We start from the raw sequence: 16,440 nt of genomic DNA on the forward strand, positions 1-16,440 counted from the left end.
CGACTAACCCAGATAACTCGACTAACCCAGATAACTCGACTAACCCAGATAACTCGACTAACCCGTGTTACGCGGGTTACGAGGTGGTTGTATGACGCTTCGAGTTGCCGTTTCTCAGCAAAAAGGCGGTGTTGGAAAGACCGTAACGACGAAAAATCTCGCTGCAGCACTTGCTGACCGCGGTCACCGAGTACTAGTCCTCGACGCTGATCCCCAGGGCGGCACAACACTCAAGCTTGGGCTTCGAGATCGCTACCGACAAAGTGACGCCCCTGCATTATTCGATGTACTAGCCGATCTTGGGGATCTAACGCTAGACGACCTTGACCAACTCGTTGTTTCGAATTGGGACATCGATAGTGCCGCTCATGAGGGTCCGGAAGGCTTCGATCTTATTCCAGCACATATTCGAAACTTCCGTTTAGAGAAGCATCTGCATTCTCAGACACGCGGTATCGAAGCACTCCGAATGGCACTTGATCGGTACGAGCATGACTATGATTTCGTTCTCATTGATTCACCGCCAAACCTCGGCCCTCTAGCGGATGGTGCATTAATCGCAACTGAGAACGTCCTGTTCCCAGCCAACCCAAACATCATCGCGAGAGATTCGCTGGAAATTCTGTTTGACGAGATTGACACGCTTGAAGATCGATTCACAGACGGTGACTCGAAGAAGTATTCCATTCGGACGCTTGGAGCCGTCTTGAACGAAGTCCCTGCGCAAGGTTCTGTCGTCACTGAAACACGAGACTGGTTCTATCAGACCTTCGGCGAAGATTTCGTTTTTGAGATTCCAGATCGGAGTGCGATTGAACACGCAATCGAGAATCACTCAACAGTGTTTAGCTACAACCCTGAGTTAGGCGACTACCCGTGGGATCGTAAGAAAATCGATGAGCTACGTAATGCGTATCATCGAATTGCAGAACACCTGGAGGAGTATCAATGAGTGACGACAGTCAAAACGAACTGGGTAAGCGATTTGAGGATCGTATCTCTCCTGAGCCACCCTCCTCTTCCTCAGCGAGTGATTCATCAAACGCGTCTACCACAGAGGAGATGAATAACCCGGGTTTAGCAAGTGAGACAGAAAACGCGAGTAACTCGAATAACTCGGGTAACCCGAGTAACACGGGTTCGTCGCCAGGACCTGATCCAGATCCAAACGCAAGCCGCAATCAAGAGCGGATATACATGGCTGTTGGCAGTGATCGAGCAGATGCCCTGAACGGTATGTATGAACGATTCGACGCTCGTTCAAAGCTCGCAGGACAAGGTGGAATCGAAAAGCATCGCGATTTTTGGGCAGCCGCAGCTGAATTGCTAATCGATTCTGAAGACGAACTTGCTGACCGCCTTGATATTCCGTCAGTAACCGAGTCTGAATAAGGCTAGACTGGTAGAACCCCCGGAATTTGTGGTCCAGAATCCGAAACTAGAACTACATTGATGTGTGCTCATTTTCTCGAAGATTCATGAGCTGAGACTGAACTGTGTCCATCCAGGCGTTCGCCTCGTCTTGTAGCTGCTGTTTGGTTTCAGCAAGTGATTGAGCTACATGGAGATATTTGACACCCCCATCGGCGACATTCCGGGGATACCGAGTCACAAATTCTTGTTTGAGCAGCGATTTCAACTGCTTGCCAATTGTACTAGAATCGCGGTCGAGAACATCTGCAATCTCGGCGATTGAGCAGTGTGGATGATCGAGTATCACCAAATATACGCGAAATTCGGCTTTATTGATTCCACAAACCGTGGCCATTGCGTCCGTCAGTTCCACATTAGGGCTCCTTTTGAGAAGTTGCTGAAACGCCTGGGTTCGTCTGGAAGGGTTCTCTACTTGACCACCAGAACATTCCGATTTCCCCGCCACTTTGTCATCTGCTAATTCCATACCGGCATTATCTAGTGATGACTAATAGGTTTTTCCGACACACCAACAAAAGCGTGCGACGGGATTCTATTTGACCCGATTACGATGTTATCCGTTTCGTGTTGTTTATAGCCGCAGCAACGAAAATCGGTGGTGTGTCATCTGACGAGCGCATTCGAGGACTTCTCGAACTCACCCGGCCAGGGAATGCCATTGCGTCGGGCGTACTGACGTTTACTGGCGCGTTCGTTGCTCAAGGCAGCGAAATTCTGTCCCATCTTGGCGCGAGTAGTGCTGCCGTCATCACAACGATTCTTGCTACTGGTGCGGGTATGGCCATCAACGACTATTTCGATCGGGATATCGACCGAATCAACAACCCAGAACGGCCAATTCCGCGTGGTGCCGTCGCGCCGCGAACTGTCCTCGTGTTTAGTCTCGTCTTGTTTGCTATCGCTGGCACACTCGCTCTTTTGCTGCCGACGCTAGCAACGATCATCGCAGTTCTCAACCTTGTTGCACTCGTCACGTATACAGAATTCTTCAAGGGGCTACCAGGCGTCGGCAACCTGCTTGTGTCGTATCTTGGCGGGAGTACATTCTTGTTTGGTGCAGCAGCAGTTGGCAACCTGAGTCCGGCAGTCGGTGTTCTGTTCCTGTTAGCAGCACTGTCGACATTCGCACGAGAAGTAATCAAGGACGTCGAAGATCTTGCTGGCGACCGCGAGGAAGGGCTGAATACACTTCCAATCTCGATCGGTCGACAGCCGGCATTGTTGCTCGCGATGGTAGTACTCCTTGTCGGGATGCTCGCGAGTCCAGTGCCGTACTTCATCGGAACATTTGGGGTCGCGTATCTTGTGCTGGTTGCACCGGCGGTTCTCCTCATGCTCTACTCCGGCTATCGGAGTTTCGATGATCCAACGGGTGGACAATCTTTGTTGAAGTACGGGATGTACATCTCGGCAGTGGCATTCATTGGTGGCCGCTTGACGCTTCTTCTATGACTTCCTCTTATCGAATACTCCACGGACCCACGAAGAAAGGGATGCTTCTACCTGACCGTATCGAAGCCCTTCTTACGGGCGTATGCGACGAGGGCATCCGGGTGGAGAGGGCCGTCTTCGTCACTCTGAGCATCAGTAACGCCGTCGAATGTTCCGCTGCCGGCGACGTACGCTGAGGTGGCAACAGTGTACCGCTTGTCGCCGACAAGCGGGCCGTTTTGTGTCGTGACTCCTTGGAGACCATCCATAGTCCAGTCAACGTTTAGGCCGTCAAAGTGAGCCCAAACGGGGTTGTCGGGGTATTCGTCGGTTCGGATTGCAGAGTTTGTTAGTGCCCGAAGTTGGGAGCCATTCAGTTCAAGGACTGCGATAGGTGCCTCAAAGGGATAGAGGCCACGTATTTCGCCGACGGTGATATCGCCAACCAGCGGTGGGCCGTCCCGAACGCCGCCTGAGTCGATGATGCCAACGTCGGCGTCAACTGCCCACCGGGTCGCGGCGGCCACGAATCCGGCGACTTGCGAGGTACCGTTGTAGCGGGTCTGCCGCTCTCGTGAAATGAGTGTCTCGACGTGGGTGACGATATCGTCGAGGCCAGTTCCTTCACGGAGGGTACGGACTTGATCACCGACCGCCGAGTCGGGTGTCCAGTCAGGGACATGGCGAGAGGACACTTCCAATGTATCGAGATCAACAGCGCTGACGATCCGGCCGTTTGCTCCAGGCCGCACAATGCAGGTGCTGTCTATGTGATCGACGCGCTCGGAGTGGACGTGCCCAGCACATACTACGTCGGCCGCGGTCTCTTGGGCGAGAGTAGTCGTCATCCTATCGCCAACGTGCGCGAGGAGAATCACGGTGTCACAGTTCGGTCGGAGGCGTTCGGTCTCCCGCCGTGCCGCCTCTACAGGATCAGTGGATCGAACCCCCTCCAGCCAGTCTCCGATAGCGTCGGATGCGGTAACGCCAGTGATTCCGATACGTCCACCGGTATGTTCGACGACGACTGACTGCGGGACGTCAATATCGGGGAGTATGACATTCGCTGATACCCATGGTTGGGGTGATTCCTCAACGATCGCTTGGAGGGCGTCAATACCGAAATCGAAGTCGTGGTTCCCGAAGGTCTCTGTGGCTGGATTAGCAGCTTCAAAGAACGGAAATGCATGGCGGCCTTCGTGTTCGTTCGCGAGGGCGCCGGGAGCGAGCACGTCGCCGGATCCAACGACGACGGCGTCGGCAGGCGTCCGGAGGGTTGCCACGAGCTTTGCGACTCGTTCGGGACGGTCGAAGGCATTCTCGATGTCGGAGTAGTGGAGAAGCGTCGGCATGTTATCTGTTTGTCGTGACTCTGGGGACTTGAACGTTCGAGTTCAGATGAGCATGTATTCCCAGACGCTCAGCGACCGCATTGATCGCGGTACGGATCCCTTGCTTTACTCGCTCATTTCACGAAACTGATCCCCGACCCTGTGGGTGCCTCAACCGGTGCCAAGTTGGTAAGTTCGTGCTGACCCCATTCTCTGCCTCAAGAGACCATTTACTTGTTTTATCGACGCTTCATCCACATTGGTAGGCCATCCTGAGTTTGAAGCGTGAGTTCGGGTTCAATCGACATCGAGTCGTCTTCTCCTTTCCACTCAAACTCCCAGTCTTGGCCAATCGTTGCTAACACTAACGTCGATTCGAGCAGCGCAAAGTCACGGCCAATACACGTCCGGCGACCACCACCAAACGGCATATACGCGAATTCGGGCAATTGGTCTTCTAAGTCTGCTTCCCATCGATCCGGTCGGAACGACTCCGGATCGTCGTAGAATCGCTGGTCACGATGGACAGCAAAGATACTCAGATGCACCTCTTCATCGGCCGGCAGCTCATATCCGTTGACTTCGACGGCTCGAGTGGTTTGACGTGGTACCGTGTGTACTGATGGATATAGCCGCATGGTCTCTTTCACAATCCGACGCGTGAGTGTGAGGTTCTCAATATCTGCATGTGTCGGTGTATCGCCATCAAGAACAGAATCAAGTTCCTCATGAAATGCGTCTTGGATCTCGGGATGTATAGCAAGTGAGTACCAGGCAAATGCAAGAGCTGAAGCCGTTGTCTCGTACCCCGCGAAGATCATCGTTATCATCACGCCCTCGACTTCCTTCTGGCTCAACTGATTCGCATCCGTTGCTTCGCGTGCTTCCTTGAGTTTCGAGAGAAGCGTCTCTGAGTGATGGGTATCTATGCTATCTGATGGGGGTTGCTCTCCGAGGAGTTCGCGAATTTCTGTCCGAAGTCGCTCTTTCGAGTGCTTAAAATCACGACGAGAAAGGGTTGGAACCCAATTCGGCAATAGCCAGGAGGTGGGTGCAAACCAGCTGTTGAGACCATCTGCTGCAGCACGTAGATCGTCACCCTCTCCCGGCTGAAGTTCGCGACCAAACAGTGTCGCGAACAGCACCTCCAGGGTAAGATTCTGCATTTCAGTTTCCATGTCGCGAATTTCTCGATGGCGCCAGGTCTCGAGACGGCGTTGTGTTGCTGCTACCATGGAGTCGCTGTACTCTGCGACCTGCCTTCGGGTAAAAAACGACTGGAGCACACCCCGCTGTCGACGCCATTGATCGCCTTCTGCCGCAAGTACACCATCTGCAAATGCCGTTTGAAAATCATCGGTCTTGCCAAAGGCATCGATCTCGGTTACCAGGGCTTGTTTAAAGTAGTCTGGATGAGCGAGTGCGAACACTTGACTGCCTGGCAATTTCATCCGATAAACGTCGCCACACTCTTCGATTGCTCGATCAACGAAATCGAATGGGCCTTGAGCGAAATCGATCGTATGGCCAATAAAAGGATGTCCTTCAGGAGTTGGAGGATGGCGAAGATTTGATTTCATAATATTGTATCCTGCGACACCATAAATAAAACCAGTGAGGTCCGACTCTCTTGCCATTTTATAGGAACTAGTTGAACATACTGACTGTATTTCCATATATTTTGAATTCATGCAGCCAAATTCGTAATTCTATAAATGATATGGATAGAAAACTACCGTAGGAGATGACGGTATGACTACTATGGATTATCGAGCAACGAATCCGCTGTCTGGTGAAGAACTAGTTGTCCGAGATGAAATCAACGAGGCGATTGATTCAAACCGTCTTCTTGTACTCCGCACAATCGATTCGCTCTCAAATCCAGTCACTCAAATCGATATCACCAATGAGATCGACTCAATTCGACAAGTGGTCTCAACTCACCTCGCTGTGCTTCAAGATCGAGGATTCGTGAATCGCGATGAGAATAAAATCGAGCTGACCGCTGGCGGTCTTTTGTTTCTTGATGCGTTTGACACGTGTCTTGAGATCCTCTCCGAGGAAGAATTGGGCCTCCTTACTCGTTCCGACTATCTGCTCCCTATTTTGGAGGCACTGACGAGTGAACCGTACCGAGTCCAGGAGTTCCAAACAGCACTCGATGAGCCACCCTCTGATTCCACGATTCGGCGTGCTCTGTCCGACTTCGTCGAGAAAGATTGGGTAGGAGGGGGTCGTGGTGAATACCAGATTACAGATACCGGTCGGCAAGTGCTGTCGGCTTACACCGACTTAGCAGAGTCGCTCACGCAACTTATCGAGAAAGCACCCTGGTTCCAACGCCTCCCACCAGAGAATGCGACCGTCCCAATCCAGGCGCTCGCTGACGCCGAGTTAACCATCTCGAACCCGAGTAGCCCATCTTCCGTTTTGACCACAGCATTGGCGCTCTACGACCGGAAAGTCGACCGATTTCGGGGGATGAGTTCTATTTACAATTCGCTCCTTTTCAAAACCTACAACAAGATTCAGCAATTCAACATCGGGCCGAACTACGAGGTCATCGTGGATCGGCCAACATTTTTCAAGATGCTTGAAACGACTGATTTTGAGTACCGGGTTGACGATGAGGACATCGACGGTGATGACCCACTGGTTCTCGACCAATCTCATACGCTTGGTATTGGGATCTATGACGAGCGGAAGGTTGCAATCGGTGCGTACAATCAGTTCGGGCGGGGCCAGCATATTGCGATGGTCGTGAGTACGGATGATCGCATTGTCGAGTGGGCCATTGATCTGTACGAAACCTATCGTGAGCAAGCGAAGCACCCAACCGAACTGGAGCTAGCTCCGTACTAGCGGTCGTTGTACGCATATTTTCTCCTGTGGTCTGCTTTTGCTGTGGTATCTAAAAATGTCGTCTTTATTTTCATTGTTTCATACGAATTAACACCGTTAACTGCGATGCAAATAATACACCCCGGTGAGAAGCAATAGCCACGCCGGAGGTGAGTTCCCGACCCATTCAACTGGATCGCCGTCAGTTGACGTTGTCCGGGCGACCCCGCCAATCGCATGGCTCTCGGGTCAACTGTCGCCGGTGCGCAAATCAGCGAACGTCTGTGGGATCTAAGCACTCGTTCGCGGGCGCACCGACCGTCTCTGGCGTAGCATGACCCAGTTACAAGTCTATGATCATGTCCCAGAGTACTCGAAACTACGAATCCGGCTCTTGTAAAGTTTCCCCGCCATCGGACGTGCAGTGCCGCCTAGATCAGTGGGTAACGTCTCCAGAGCAGAATCATCCGAGTTCGTCGTCGACGGACCTCTCTACATCCTCTGATAGTCTCTCCAAACGCGTCTCCTCGTTGACGACCGCCAACAAACTCAAGCAGCATCCGTACCGTGATCCAGAGAAATTGCGGACTGTCTTTGAGCAGGAAGGAACAATCGCTGGCACCGCTACTCACTTCGACGTCTCTCAGACGACGGCTCGCTTGTGGTTGATTCAGTATGAGCTGTACGATCCAGAACGGCAAGGAATGTCATCTGTTGCGAATCAGCTAGGAGAGCTGTCGCCCGAGGATCTTGGACTTCCACCATTGGGGGAACACCAATGAGAGCGACGGATTTCGGAGGTGAACACTGATGGCTCCCGAATTGGAGTCTGAGAACGATAACGAGAATGCGATCTCGGATGACGATGTAACCCCCTCGATAGAGATCGATATGGCTGAGCCGAGCGCATCGAATGCGAGTACGGCTGAGCAGGAGCTCCCAAGCCGCGAAACGATGTGGGCAGTGATCCAGCAGCAGGCCGAGCAGATCGATACGCTAGAAGAGCATGTTGAGACGTTAGAGCAAGATCGTGAGACTGCCGAGAAGAAACGGGCACACGATCGGAGCCGCCTGAGTGCACTTGAGGAAACAACTGACGAGATACAGGACGACGTCGACGATCTTGTGGACCATGAAGAGAAGAACGCTCGGACACGGGCGTCTATAACACGAATCATCAACCTTGTGCGCGACTACGAGAGTGCGGACGGAGTGGACGATGAGTCGGAGAACCTTGCCGCGGAAGCGTCCAACGTTGGTCGGCAACTCTTCGAGACGGTCCAGCAGTCGGAACAGAATACCGAGCTCATGAACTTCCGCGAGAAGCGCGCGGAGAGCCAGCAAATCGAAGACAAGTATCTCGCTGTGCTCGAAGCGGGACAGAAGCTCGCGACGGAAAACGAGACAATGATTGCCCGGATGAATTATCGGAAGGTCGCAACGCACTACGGGTGTGCGTACAAAAACGACGGCTATCGAGTCATGGAAGAGATGGCCGAGCGTGTGCCCGGTGTGACCTACAAGGAGTCGAAGAATCTCGGACCAGAGACAATGGGTGTTGGAGGTCGTCACATCCAGATCTCGTTCGCGCATCCCGATCTTGCCGGATGGATGCGCGCCCATGACGCTAACACAGGAGGGAAGTAACCACGGACGGAGCAGATTATAACGTTGTAATCACGGGGATTCCACGAACCCCCCTCTGTGGCGGTCCCACCGCAAGAGATTCACACCGCGTTGCCGGTGACACACGGTGGTAACGGTTGTACGGCTACTGTGGAGTGCGTCATTTTCTGCGTCTGTTTCTGCGAAACGAGGGGGGTTGTCTCGGCCAACCCCCCTTATTACAATGTTGTAATCGATCGCGCCTCTTCGCCCCGCACAACTCAGCTACCGATCTCGTCTTCTTCTGTAGAAGAGGTGAACGACATGATCCGAGGTAGTTGAATGGAACCTGCGCTGAGTCACCGACCAAGGAGCCGTGCCAGCAGGCCGCCAGAGTTGTTGTCAGCGGATTCTGCTGGTCGCAATGCAGTTTCCTTCCGTGCCTTGTTCGCGTACTTCTGTGCTTCCTGCGCTTCGGAGAGACGTGCATTCAGCGTTTGTTTGTCTGCTTGGAGTACATCTCAACGGCGTCTTGTTTTCCAATCTACACCGCGCCTTGCGGGAGACGCGTACTGCGAATCTACAGCAGCGGCATTTCGCTCAGCAAGTCGATCGTCTGGCGGTCGGACTTACTGAGTTCGATGCGGAGCATATCAAGTATGAGCATCGCTCAGTCGGTGGGCTCGTCTGGGTCCGCGATATCTGTTTTAGCAGTAGCGACCGCAAGACAAGTGAAGTGGCGGATTTCCGAACCCAGAGCAATCTGTTACGTTGCTTTCTACTGAGATAACGAGTCGCTGTGTTGCAGTCTGATGATCCTACAGAGCGAAATGCGTCTAACAGCCTTGCTTGAACGCACTTACTCTCTTGTGGTTAATCGAGATGCAGACTGATAGTAGTGAGCGCTAAGCACAGCGATGAATGCAAAGAAGGCTGTAAGATAGCGGCAGGGAATCTCGGCTTGAGCATACGGAATCTGAAACAGACACTCAGAGGGGGCGATGGCCACCTTATACAATGCTGTGAAACACAGCAAGACACCAATTCCGAAGACAAATCTGAACACTACTATTTCGTGGAATCTTTTGGTAAGTCCCAGCAGAAATGCGATTGCCATCATCGTGGCCATGGCGAGTAGCAAATACGGGTTTTGATGCCACTCAGTAAAGGACTGAGAAGGCTGAATTCGAGAGACAATAAACGTCTCCAGTAACAGCACACTGAGCGAACTCACCGTCCCAAAAAACAGAAATCGATTTTTCAGTCTCATAGAGTCTCGAATTTCAGTTCGAAATTACTCGTTGTGGTCTGCTGCTTCAAACTCGACGTTCTGTTTTTCGCCAGCTAGGGCAATGTGTCCATAGTTAATGAGACCAACAAAGACAGCCCCTCCAACGATATTCCCCATTGTCGTCCAGAGGATAAAGTGTCCATAGTCGCCCAACGTGACGCCTTGTCCCAGCAATATCGCAGAGAGTACCTCCGTTGTCCCGAGGATGCTGTGATGGAAGGGACCGAATCCAATGACTGCAGTCCCAATGAGGACGAAGAGAATACGACCAACAGTATCTCGACTGGCCGCAGACAGCCATGTTACCAAGCCCATCAGCCAGCCTGCGATTACACCACTGAGGAATATCACCCACCACGCGTAGGGGAGCAATGCAGACGCTAACGTTCCAAACGCTTCTGCGTCGACGATCCCCATCTGTGGACCAACGAAAGCGATGAGTCCAGCAAACAATGCACAACCCACAAGATTCGAGACATACGTTACACCCCAGACTCGACCAAGTTCTCCGATGGTCGCTCGGTCATCAAGAACTGGCAGAATCGCCATCGTCGAGTGAGCAGTGAACAGTTCGGTTTGGCCAATGACGACGAATAAGAACGCAATCGATGACACGGCACCGAGCGTGATTTGTTGGATGAGTTTTGACCCAAATCCACCAGAATAGGTCAAAGCCATCGCCATGAGTAATGCGCCGAAGCTGAGATTGAGGCCAGCTGATAACCCAGATAAAAACACGCCCTTTGGAGGACGATGAATCTCCTTGAGCGCACTTTCCATCTCCCGCTCGAGAATATTTCGATACGAAAGTGAGGCCCCTGATGGTTCACCGTCAGACTCAGAACTCATTATCTGTTAATATAGATTCTGTGGATGGATGTTAAAGGGGGCGAATTTAGCTCGGAGAGGGATGCAATCCGTTATTTGACTGTGTCTTACCCCGGAAGCGAAGAGAAATAATTTACCTGACAATCCACCAATCAACGTTAGTTCATCACTACCTACGAGGAACTGAGAATGCAGATTTCGGGTTTTCAAAAATTGACATTCAAAATATAATTCGATAAAGACAAGGGGTCCATCACCGAAACACAAACTGTACGAAGATGGGTACAATACAATCTCCAGCTAGAGAGCGAAGTCGATGCCGCATAGCCATCCGTGTAGGTGGATCTCTTATCGAATTTCGCAGACGACAGAAAACCACTCCTGAGTAATGACTGAAACAGAGCAACTCATGGCTCAACATGACGTCACAGGGACTCCCAAACGCGGGCTCATCATGTCCACGCTCGTCTTCTATGCGGGCCTCACTACCATCGTGTTCTATGGGGCGGCAGGACCAATCCTCGAAGAGCACTTGGCGCTTGCCGGCGTCCTTCACGGACTCTTGCTGAGCTCACCGCACCTTAGCAAAGCAATTCTCAGAATCCCTTTCGGTGCATGGGTGGACGAAGTCGGCGGACGAAAACCGTTGCTCATTCTCATGGCCTCGACGATCATTGGAACAGCAGGTTTGGTTATCACGCTGTTCCTGACCTATCCAGAGAACTTCGACATGAGTCTCTACCCTGTGCTGGTGTTCTTCGGATTCTTGGCAGGTGCAGGTGGAGCGACATTTTCCGCCGGGATCACGCAGACTTCTTACTGGTATCCCAACGATAAACAGGGGTTCGCGCTCGGCGCGTTTGCCGGCGTCGGCAACATCGGCCCGGGGATGGTCGTCTACGTCCTCCCCGTCCTTATCGGCATTTGGGGGCTAACAATGGCCTACTCAACCTGGTTAGTGTTCCTGCTGGTCGTTACCGCTATCTACGCCGTGTACGCGGTTGATCCGTACTACTTCCAGCTCCGCAAGCAGGGTAAAACGCCGGAGGAATCACAAGAAATCGCTGACGAGCTCGGACAAGATATCTTCCCGTCGGGTGGCACATGGGATTCGTTGAGGATCTCTGCGAGAAACCGCCGGACGTGGATTCTCGTCTTCTTGTACACGGTTTCGTTCGGCGGCGGGTTCACTTCCCTGTCAGCTTGGTTCCCCACCTACTGGGAACAGTTCCACGAGCTCACGCTCGCGACAGCTGGCCTGCTGGCAGGCATCTTCATCGTCTACGGGTCTCTTATCCGAGTTCCCGCAGGCAGTGTCAGCGACAGATTCGGCGGTGAACTTGTTGCGATCATCAGTTTCGGCATTATGGCTATTGGCGGCGGGATCATGACTGTCGCCACTGGATTCTGGCCAGCAATCCTCGGCATGATGGTCCTTGGGACGGGTATGGGGTTCGCCAATGCGGCCGTGTTCGAACTGGTGCCGAAGTTCGTCCCGGAGGCCGTTGGTGGTGCCTCTGGCTGGATCAGTGGCATTGGCGGCGGTGGCACTCTTGTTATTCTCCCGCTGATGGGGCTCTTCGTGGACATCTACGGGCACATCGGATACGCCAGAGGGTTTGCTGTCTTCGTCATCTTAAGCGGGCTCTGTGTCATCGTTGCTGCCGCTCTCAAATGGCTGATCCCGGAACCTGAAGAGACGGCTGACGAAGCAGCTCTCCACTAAATATCTTCAACCCACCCACGCTTGCTGAGAAAGGCAGATAGTATTGAAATCCGTATCTTATTCTTCAGGGTCTCGGTGCACAGTTAATACCGGGATCTCGGAGTGACGCACGACGTTTTCTGTGACACTTCCGAGGAGAGCCCGTTTAACACCAGTACGCCCGTGTGTCCCCATGACGATAACATCGATATCGTGATCTTCTGCGTACGAGAGGATATCGTCGTGAGGCTCTCCACGACGAACCGCTGTTATCGTCTCGAGATCCTGCTCTCTGGCTTGGTCGACGATTTCTTTCGTTGCCTGCTGGCCTCGTTCTTCAAGCGCATTTAGGAGGTCGTCTAGGCCAGAGAATCCCTCGCCCATACCAGAGACGGACGTAGGTTGGTCGACAATATAGAGCACGTGGAGCGTTGCATCATGCGCTTTCGCAAGATTGAGTGCCATCTCTACCGCGGGTTTGGCTGGATCACTGCCGTCCGTTGGGATGAGTATTCGATCGAACATGGGTTGGTGCGTTCTTTTTGTATATTGTTTTGCGGTACAGATAATGTTGTTCGCAGCCACTTGATGGCCAATCATGAGTGGGGGAGATAGAAAAGGTGGCACTTTGACAACATTGCATATACGGCGCCACAATCATTACTCCATTCAAATTGGTATTATACTCATGTTCAATTCGCTCCTTCTCGCTACGGATGGGAGTGGGTATCACCGAGCAATGCAGCAAGCGTTTGATCTCGCTGCCTACCATACTGCGACAATCCATGTACTCTATGTCATCGATATTGTTCAGAGTGGACCAGGAATTATTGGACAGTCCAGTCCTACATCCACTCGATCAAGGCTTCACAACGAAGGACGTGAAGCCTTGGAATTTATCAGCGGTGTCGCAGAAGATCGAAATATCACTGTCGTCACTGAGACCCGAGAAGGGATGCCAGCTGGGGAGATCTGTGCCTATGCGAACGAGATAGCGGTCGACTTACTCATTCTTAGCCCTCAGAGACGGACCGAATTCAGTCGGCTTCTGCACGGTAGCGTTACAGAGCGGACAATTCGACGAGCAGAACAACCTGTTTTAACGATCCAAAAGAAGCCAGTAGAGAGCAAATATGTAGCCTCAGAACGGAGTAAGTACTCCTCAACGTGTCAAAACAATCCCTGTCGAGAACATCAGTTCAATGATTCCTAATTCGTCTGTCCAACGCGGTTTGGTCACGACTACAACAACAATTGGTGCTCCATTCAAAACAGCCATCATAGAAATTGTCAATTGACTGGTGACGAACTTCGATGAGTGGGCAGTTGATGTGAAAATAATATGGTAGCTCACAGGAACATTTTTAGTTTTAAGCGGATGTCAACCATCTTCGCTCAATGAGTTTTCGAAAGGAACTATTTTGTGTTAGTACCTAAGCGACCATTATGGAACTCGAAACAGCGATTCGGTCGTATTACGATTACGTCGATGCAGAAGAGTACGAGGCGTTGTTTGATCTCTTTGCTTCCAAGATTGTGTATCATCGATCTGGTCAACCGACGATTCGAGGCTTCCAAGATTTCAAAGAATTTTATCTCACTCATCGTCCTCTTAGTGAGGGTTCTCATACTGTCGACGAACTCCATGTAGACGATCGGTCAGTCGTAGTGCGTGGACGGTTTGAAGGCATACTCAGGGACGAGCACATCAAATTCGGGTTTGCCGATGTTCATCATTTCAATGAGCAGGGGTTGATATCTGAACGCTGGACCTATACCGATCTTGGGGCTGTTTGATAATTAGATCCGATTAGTTAGCGTCTCTGAGTACCTTGTCTCAAGCCGAGTGAGTCAAGAACCTCACGAGAACTGTTTTTGAAGGAACCTATACAAGCGGGCTTTGTCGGAACGACGAACTAGGTCTCAACTCGGAACCGAATATCAATCTCGTTGGAATCCGTGACCGAGATGCCGTCGTCCGTTTCGATCACTGTAACCTGACTGTCCACGAGTCGGTCTCGGAGCACGTCGAGTGCCCGTGTTTCTGGAAGAACCACCTCGAACCAAGATAATCCTCGGCCACTTGCTGTCCCCGTTCGATGGTGCCACGTATTCGCGCCGATGTGGTGATGATACCCTCCGACAGACACAAAGAGCGCGGCTGGCATGGTTGTTTGCACCTCGAATCCGATGGTATCAACATAGAAGTCTCTGAATGCGTCAAGCGAGGAAACTTCGAGATGGACATGTCCAACGTCCGTTCCCGGAGGTGCCTGAGTTCCACCTCCGGCAGCGGCTTTGATACTATCGAGATCAAGGGGTTCAGTACTGATCTGCACCGTTCCATCGTCGGCGATGGGCCACTCGTCGCGTGGGAAGTCACGGTAGACCTCGATGCCGTTTCCCTCTGGGTCCGTGAGATAGAGGGCCTCACTGACCCGGTGGTCGGAAGCACCACTGAGTTGCCAGTGGTCCTGAATCCGACCGAGTGCATCACCGAGGGCCTCCCGCGAGGGCACTCTGAATGCATTGTGGTAGAGCCCCGTGGCCGACTCATGTCGTGTGAGTGCATCTGCATCTTCCTCAAGAACAAGGAGGGGCGTTTCGTCAACTCCGAGAATCGCGATGGTATCGGATTGGTCGTGTACACTGAGACCGACGACATCCCGATAGAACTCGGTTAGTTCTTTAAGGTCTGAGACCCGGAGAGCGGTTCGTCCAATACGTGTCCTTGGCGGTAGTCTGTTTGGATTCATTGGGTCACCATAGTATAAGTGAGCGCTGCTTATCCGTCTGTGCCCCTTGACTGAGGCAAATCAAAGAGGAGTTCCATCGAGACGTGCAAAGAGTTCGAATCGCCGGTCACGAGTTATTATACTCTGACTATGATGGGGGACGTCCTTTGTCCCGTGTTCGAGTCACTTGACGCCTGGGGTGAAGACTGGCTGTAAGATGTCTGCAACCCACGGTAGCCAGGCAATGATGACTGAACGGCTTGGGTAACTCGAATGATGAGAGATTTATGCGTTGTTTGTCTTTCCCTTCTTGGCTGTTGAGCGTCCTACTCGCGCGTTAATCCCAGTTCTTGGGCTGTCGGGAGCGACCATCCGTAGATGAGTGCACCAATTCGTGTTCCAACGACCATCAATGCACACACCGCTGCAGCGGTTCCGTTCGAACCGCCGGCAGTGAGGACAACCCAGTATGTGCTGCCACCCAGTACCGCACAACTGGCGTAGAAGTCGTCGAGTAAGATGAAGGGTGAGCGATCCAGCAGGATATCCGCGATGGCACCCCCTCCGACGGCGTTGATTGTCGCGATCGCGACGACGCCGAACGCTGGAATATCGGCCTGTGTTGCAACGATAGCGCCTGTCGTGGTAAACGCGGCAAGCCCGATTGCATCCGAGAGCAGTATCAGTGGATGGGTGTCGGCTGACTCGAATGCAGCACTCACCCCAATCGCCAGTCCAACACCGAGCAAGCCGAGACCCATCTCAACGGGTGAGCTGAGTGCGAGCGGGATTCGATTGACGAGGAGGTCACGGGTCATCCCGCCAGCGAATGCCGTGGCGAGGCCGATCACAGTGACTCCGAACATGTCGAATTCCTCGCGTATCGCCTTGGTTGCGCCAACCAGCGCGAACGAAACGAGCCCAATCGTGTTCATCACGGCGAATGGATCAACGAACAGTGCTTCGGCGATCTCCTGCGTCACTGGTTCAAAACAGGATAACGGATCTGATGAGCGCTTCGTCTTCGGTCTCTATCCCAGTCTCGATAATGCGTCACGTTTTACACGGATACCAGAAATTGAAGCGAGTACTCTGTTGCTTGTGTAGTCTCATCTTCCTGTGCCGGATTTTGATATCGCGGCATATAATTTATCAACATCTGGGTGGCTGATACTGGCAGATAGAGCGGTTCTATCGGCAGTTTACACTGGAAGTGGTGGTGTCTGATGCACTGCCGGT

16 protein-coding genes and 1 pseudogene are annotated in these 16,440 nt (G+C 52.4%); 9 read left to right on the forward strand and 8 right to left on the reverse strand.

What is annotated here, in order from left to right; translation table 11 throughout:
• Positions 1-91 precede the first annotated feature (91 nt).
• Complete coding sequence (locus ACGYLY_RS26920; RefSeq protein ID WP_395285918.1) at positions 92-952, forward strand: ParA family protein; 861 nt, start codon at positions 92-94, stop codon at positions 950-952.
• Positions 949-1,392: a hypothetical protein gene (locus tag ACGYLY_RS26925; protein ID WP_395285917.1), complete on the forward strand. Its 444-nt coding sequence runs from the start codon at positions 949-951 to the stop codon at positions 1,390-1,392. Before ACGYLY_RS26920 ends, ACGYLY_RS26925 begins: the two co-directional genes overlap by 4 nt.
• A gap of 52 nt (positions 1,393-1,444) precedes the next feature.
• Here ACGYLY_RS26925 and ACGYLY_RS26930 read toward each other — a convergent pair whose 3' ends face one another.
• A complete protein-coding gene (locus tag ACGYLY_RS26930) occupies positions 1,445-1,900 on the reverse strand; it encodes a helix-turn-helix domain-containing protein (RefSeq protein ID WP_395285916.1) in 456 nt (151 codons plus the stop codon).
• 134 nt (positions 1,901-2,034) lie between these two features.
• On the opposite strand from ACGYLY_RS26930, the gene ACGYLY_RS26935 reads away from it, so the two are divergent.
• The gene (locus ACGYLY_RS26935) at positions 2,035-2,886 is read left to right on the forward strand and encodes a geranylgeranylglycerol-phosphate geranylgeranyltransferase (RefSeq protein ID WP_395285915.1); all 852 of its coding nucleotides are present in this window, start codon (positions 2,035-2,037) and stop codon (positions 2,884-2,886) included.
• Positions 2,887-2,933: 47 nt separating this feature from the next.
• Here the strand turns inward: ACGYLY_RS26935 and ACGYLY_RS26940 are convergent, their stop codons facing one another.
• Together ACGYLY_RS26940 and ACGYLY_RS26945 are read right to left on the reverse strand one after the other, a co-directional pair.
• Entirely contained in the window at positions 2,934-4,217 is a 1,284-nt protein-coding gene (locus tag ACGYLY_RS26940; RefSeq protein ID WP_395285914.1) for a bifunctional metallophosphatase/5'-nucleotidase, read from the reverse strand.
• 218 nt (positions 4,218-4,435) lie between these two features.
• Positions 4,436-5,833, reverse strand: coding sequence for a cytochrome P450 (locus ACGYLY_RS26945; RefSeq protein WP_395285913.1), 1,398 nt, complete (start codon positions 5,831-5,833; stop codon positions 4,436-4,438).
• Positions 5,834-5,948: 115 nt separating this feature from the next.
• Between ACGYLY_RS26945 and ACGYLY_RS26950 the strand changes: the two genes are divergently transcribed.
• Positions 5,949-7,058 (forward strand): helix-turn-helix transcriptional regulator, encoded by a 1,110-nt coding sequence (locus ACGYLY_RS26950; protein ID WP_395285912.1) that lies wholly within the window; start codon positions 5,949-5,951, stop codon positions 7,056-7,058.
• 789 nt (positions 7,059-7,847) lie between these two features.
• The gene (locus ACGYLY_RS26955) at positions 7,848-8,684 is read left to right on the forward strand and encodes a hypothetical protein (protein ID WP_395285911.1); all 837 of its coding nucleotides are present in this window, start codon (positions 7,848-7,850) and stop codon (positions 8,682-8,684) included.
• A gap of 547 nt (positions 8,685-9,231) precedes the next feature.
• Here the strand turns inward: ACGYLY_RS26955 and ACGYLY_RS26960 are convergent.
• Both ACGYLY_RS26960 and ACGYLY_RS26965 read right to left on the reverse strand, forming a co-directional pair.
• Positions 9,232-9,399: pseudogene (locus ACGYLY_RS26960) on the reverse strand (IS5/IS1182 family transposase); the annotation flags it as partial.
• 537 nt (positions 9,400-9,936) lie between these two features.
• Complete coding sequence (locus ACGYLY_RS26965; protein ID WP_395285910.1) at positions 9,937-10,782, reverse strand: formate/nitrite transporter family protein; 846 nt, start codon at positions 10,780-10,782, stop codon at positions 9,937-9,939.
• Between the two features lie 433 nt (positions 10,783-11,215).
• Between ACGYLY_RS26965 and ACGYLY_RS26970 the strand changes: the two genes are divergently transcribed.
• Complete coding sequence (locus ACGYLY_RS26970) at positions 11,216-12,487, forward strand: nitrate/nitrite transporter (protein WP_395285909.1); 1,272 nt, start codon at positions 11,216-11,218, stop codon at positions 12,485-12,487.
• A 57-nt stretch (positions 12,488-12,544) separates the two neighbouring features.
• Here ACGYLY_RS26970 and ACGYLY_RS26975 read toward each other — a convergent pair whose 3' ends face one another.
• The gene (locus ACGYLY_RS26975) at positions 12,545-12,991 is read right to left on the reverse strand and encodes a universal stress protein (protein ID WP_395285908.1); all 447 of its coding nucleotides are present in this window, start codon (positions 12,989-12,991) and stop codon (positions 12,545-12,547) included.
• A 163-nt stretch (positions 12,992-13,154) separates the two neighbouring features.
• On the opposite strand from ACGYLY_RS26975, the gene ACGYLY_RS26980 reads away from it, so the two are divergent.
• On the forward strand, positions 13,155-13,679 hold the full coding sequence (locus tag ACGYLY_RS26980; protein WP_395291316.1) for a universal stress protein: 525 nt from the start codon (positions 13,155-13,157) through the stop codon (positions 13,677-13,679).
• 233 nt (positions 13,680-13,912) lie between these two features.
• Entirely contained in the window at positions 13,913-14,263 is a 351-nt protein-coding gene (locus ACGYLY_RS26985) for a nuclear transport factor 2 family protein (RefSeq protein ID WP_395285906.1), read from the forward strand.
• A 119-nt stretch (positions 14,264-14,382) separates the two neighbouring features.
• Here the strand turns inward: ACGYLY_RS26985 and ACGYLY_RS26990 are convergent, their stop codons facing one another.
• Positions 14,383-15,222, reverse strand: coding sequence for a VOC family protein (locus ACGYLY_RS26990; protein WP_395285905.1), 840 nt, complete (start codon positions 15,220-15,222; stop codon positions 14,383-14,385).
• Between the two features lie 75 nt (positions 15,223-15,297).
• On the opposite strand from ACGYLY_RS26990, the gene ACGYLY_RS26995 reads away from it, so the two are divergent.
• Entirely contained in the window at positions 15,298-15,417 is a 120-nt protein-coding gene (locus tag ACGYLY_RS26995; RefSeq protein WP_395286016.1) for a hypothetical protein, read from the forward strand.
• Between the two features lie 110 nt (positions 15,418-15,527).
• Here ACGYLY_RS26995 and ACGYLY_RS27000 read toward each other — a convergent pair whose 3' ends face one another.
• Positions 15,528-16,136: a trimeric intracellular cation channel family protein gene (locus ACGYLY_RS27000; RefSeq protein ID WP_395286015.1), complete on the reverse strand. Its 609-nt coding sequence runs from the start codon at positions 16,134-16,136 to the stop codon at positions 15,528-15,530.
• Positions 16,137-16,440 lie beyond the last annotated feature (304 nt).

This window comes from Haladaptatus sp. CMAA 1909, from assembly GCF_043952005.1.
Classification (GTDB): domain Archaea; phylum Halobacteriota; class Halobacteria; order Halobacteriales; family Haladaptataceae; genus Haladaptatus.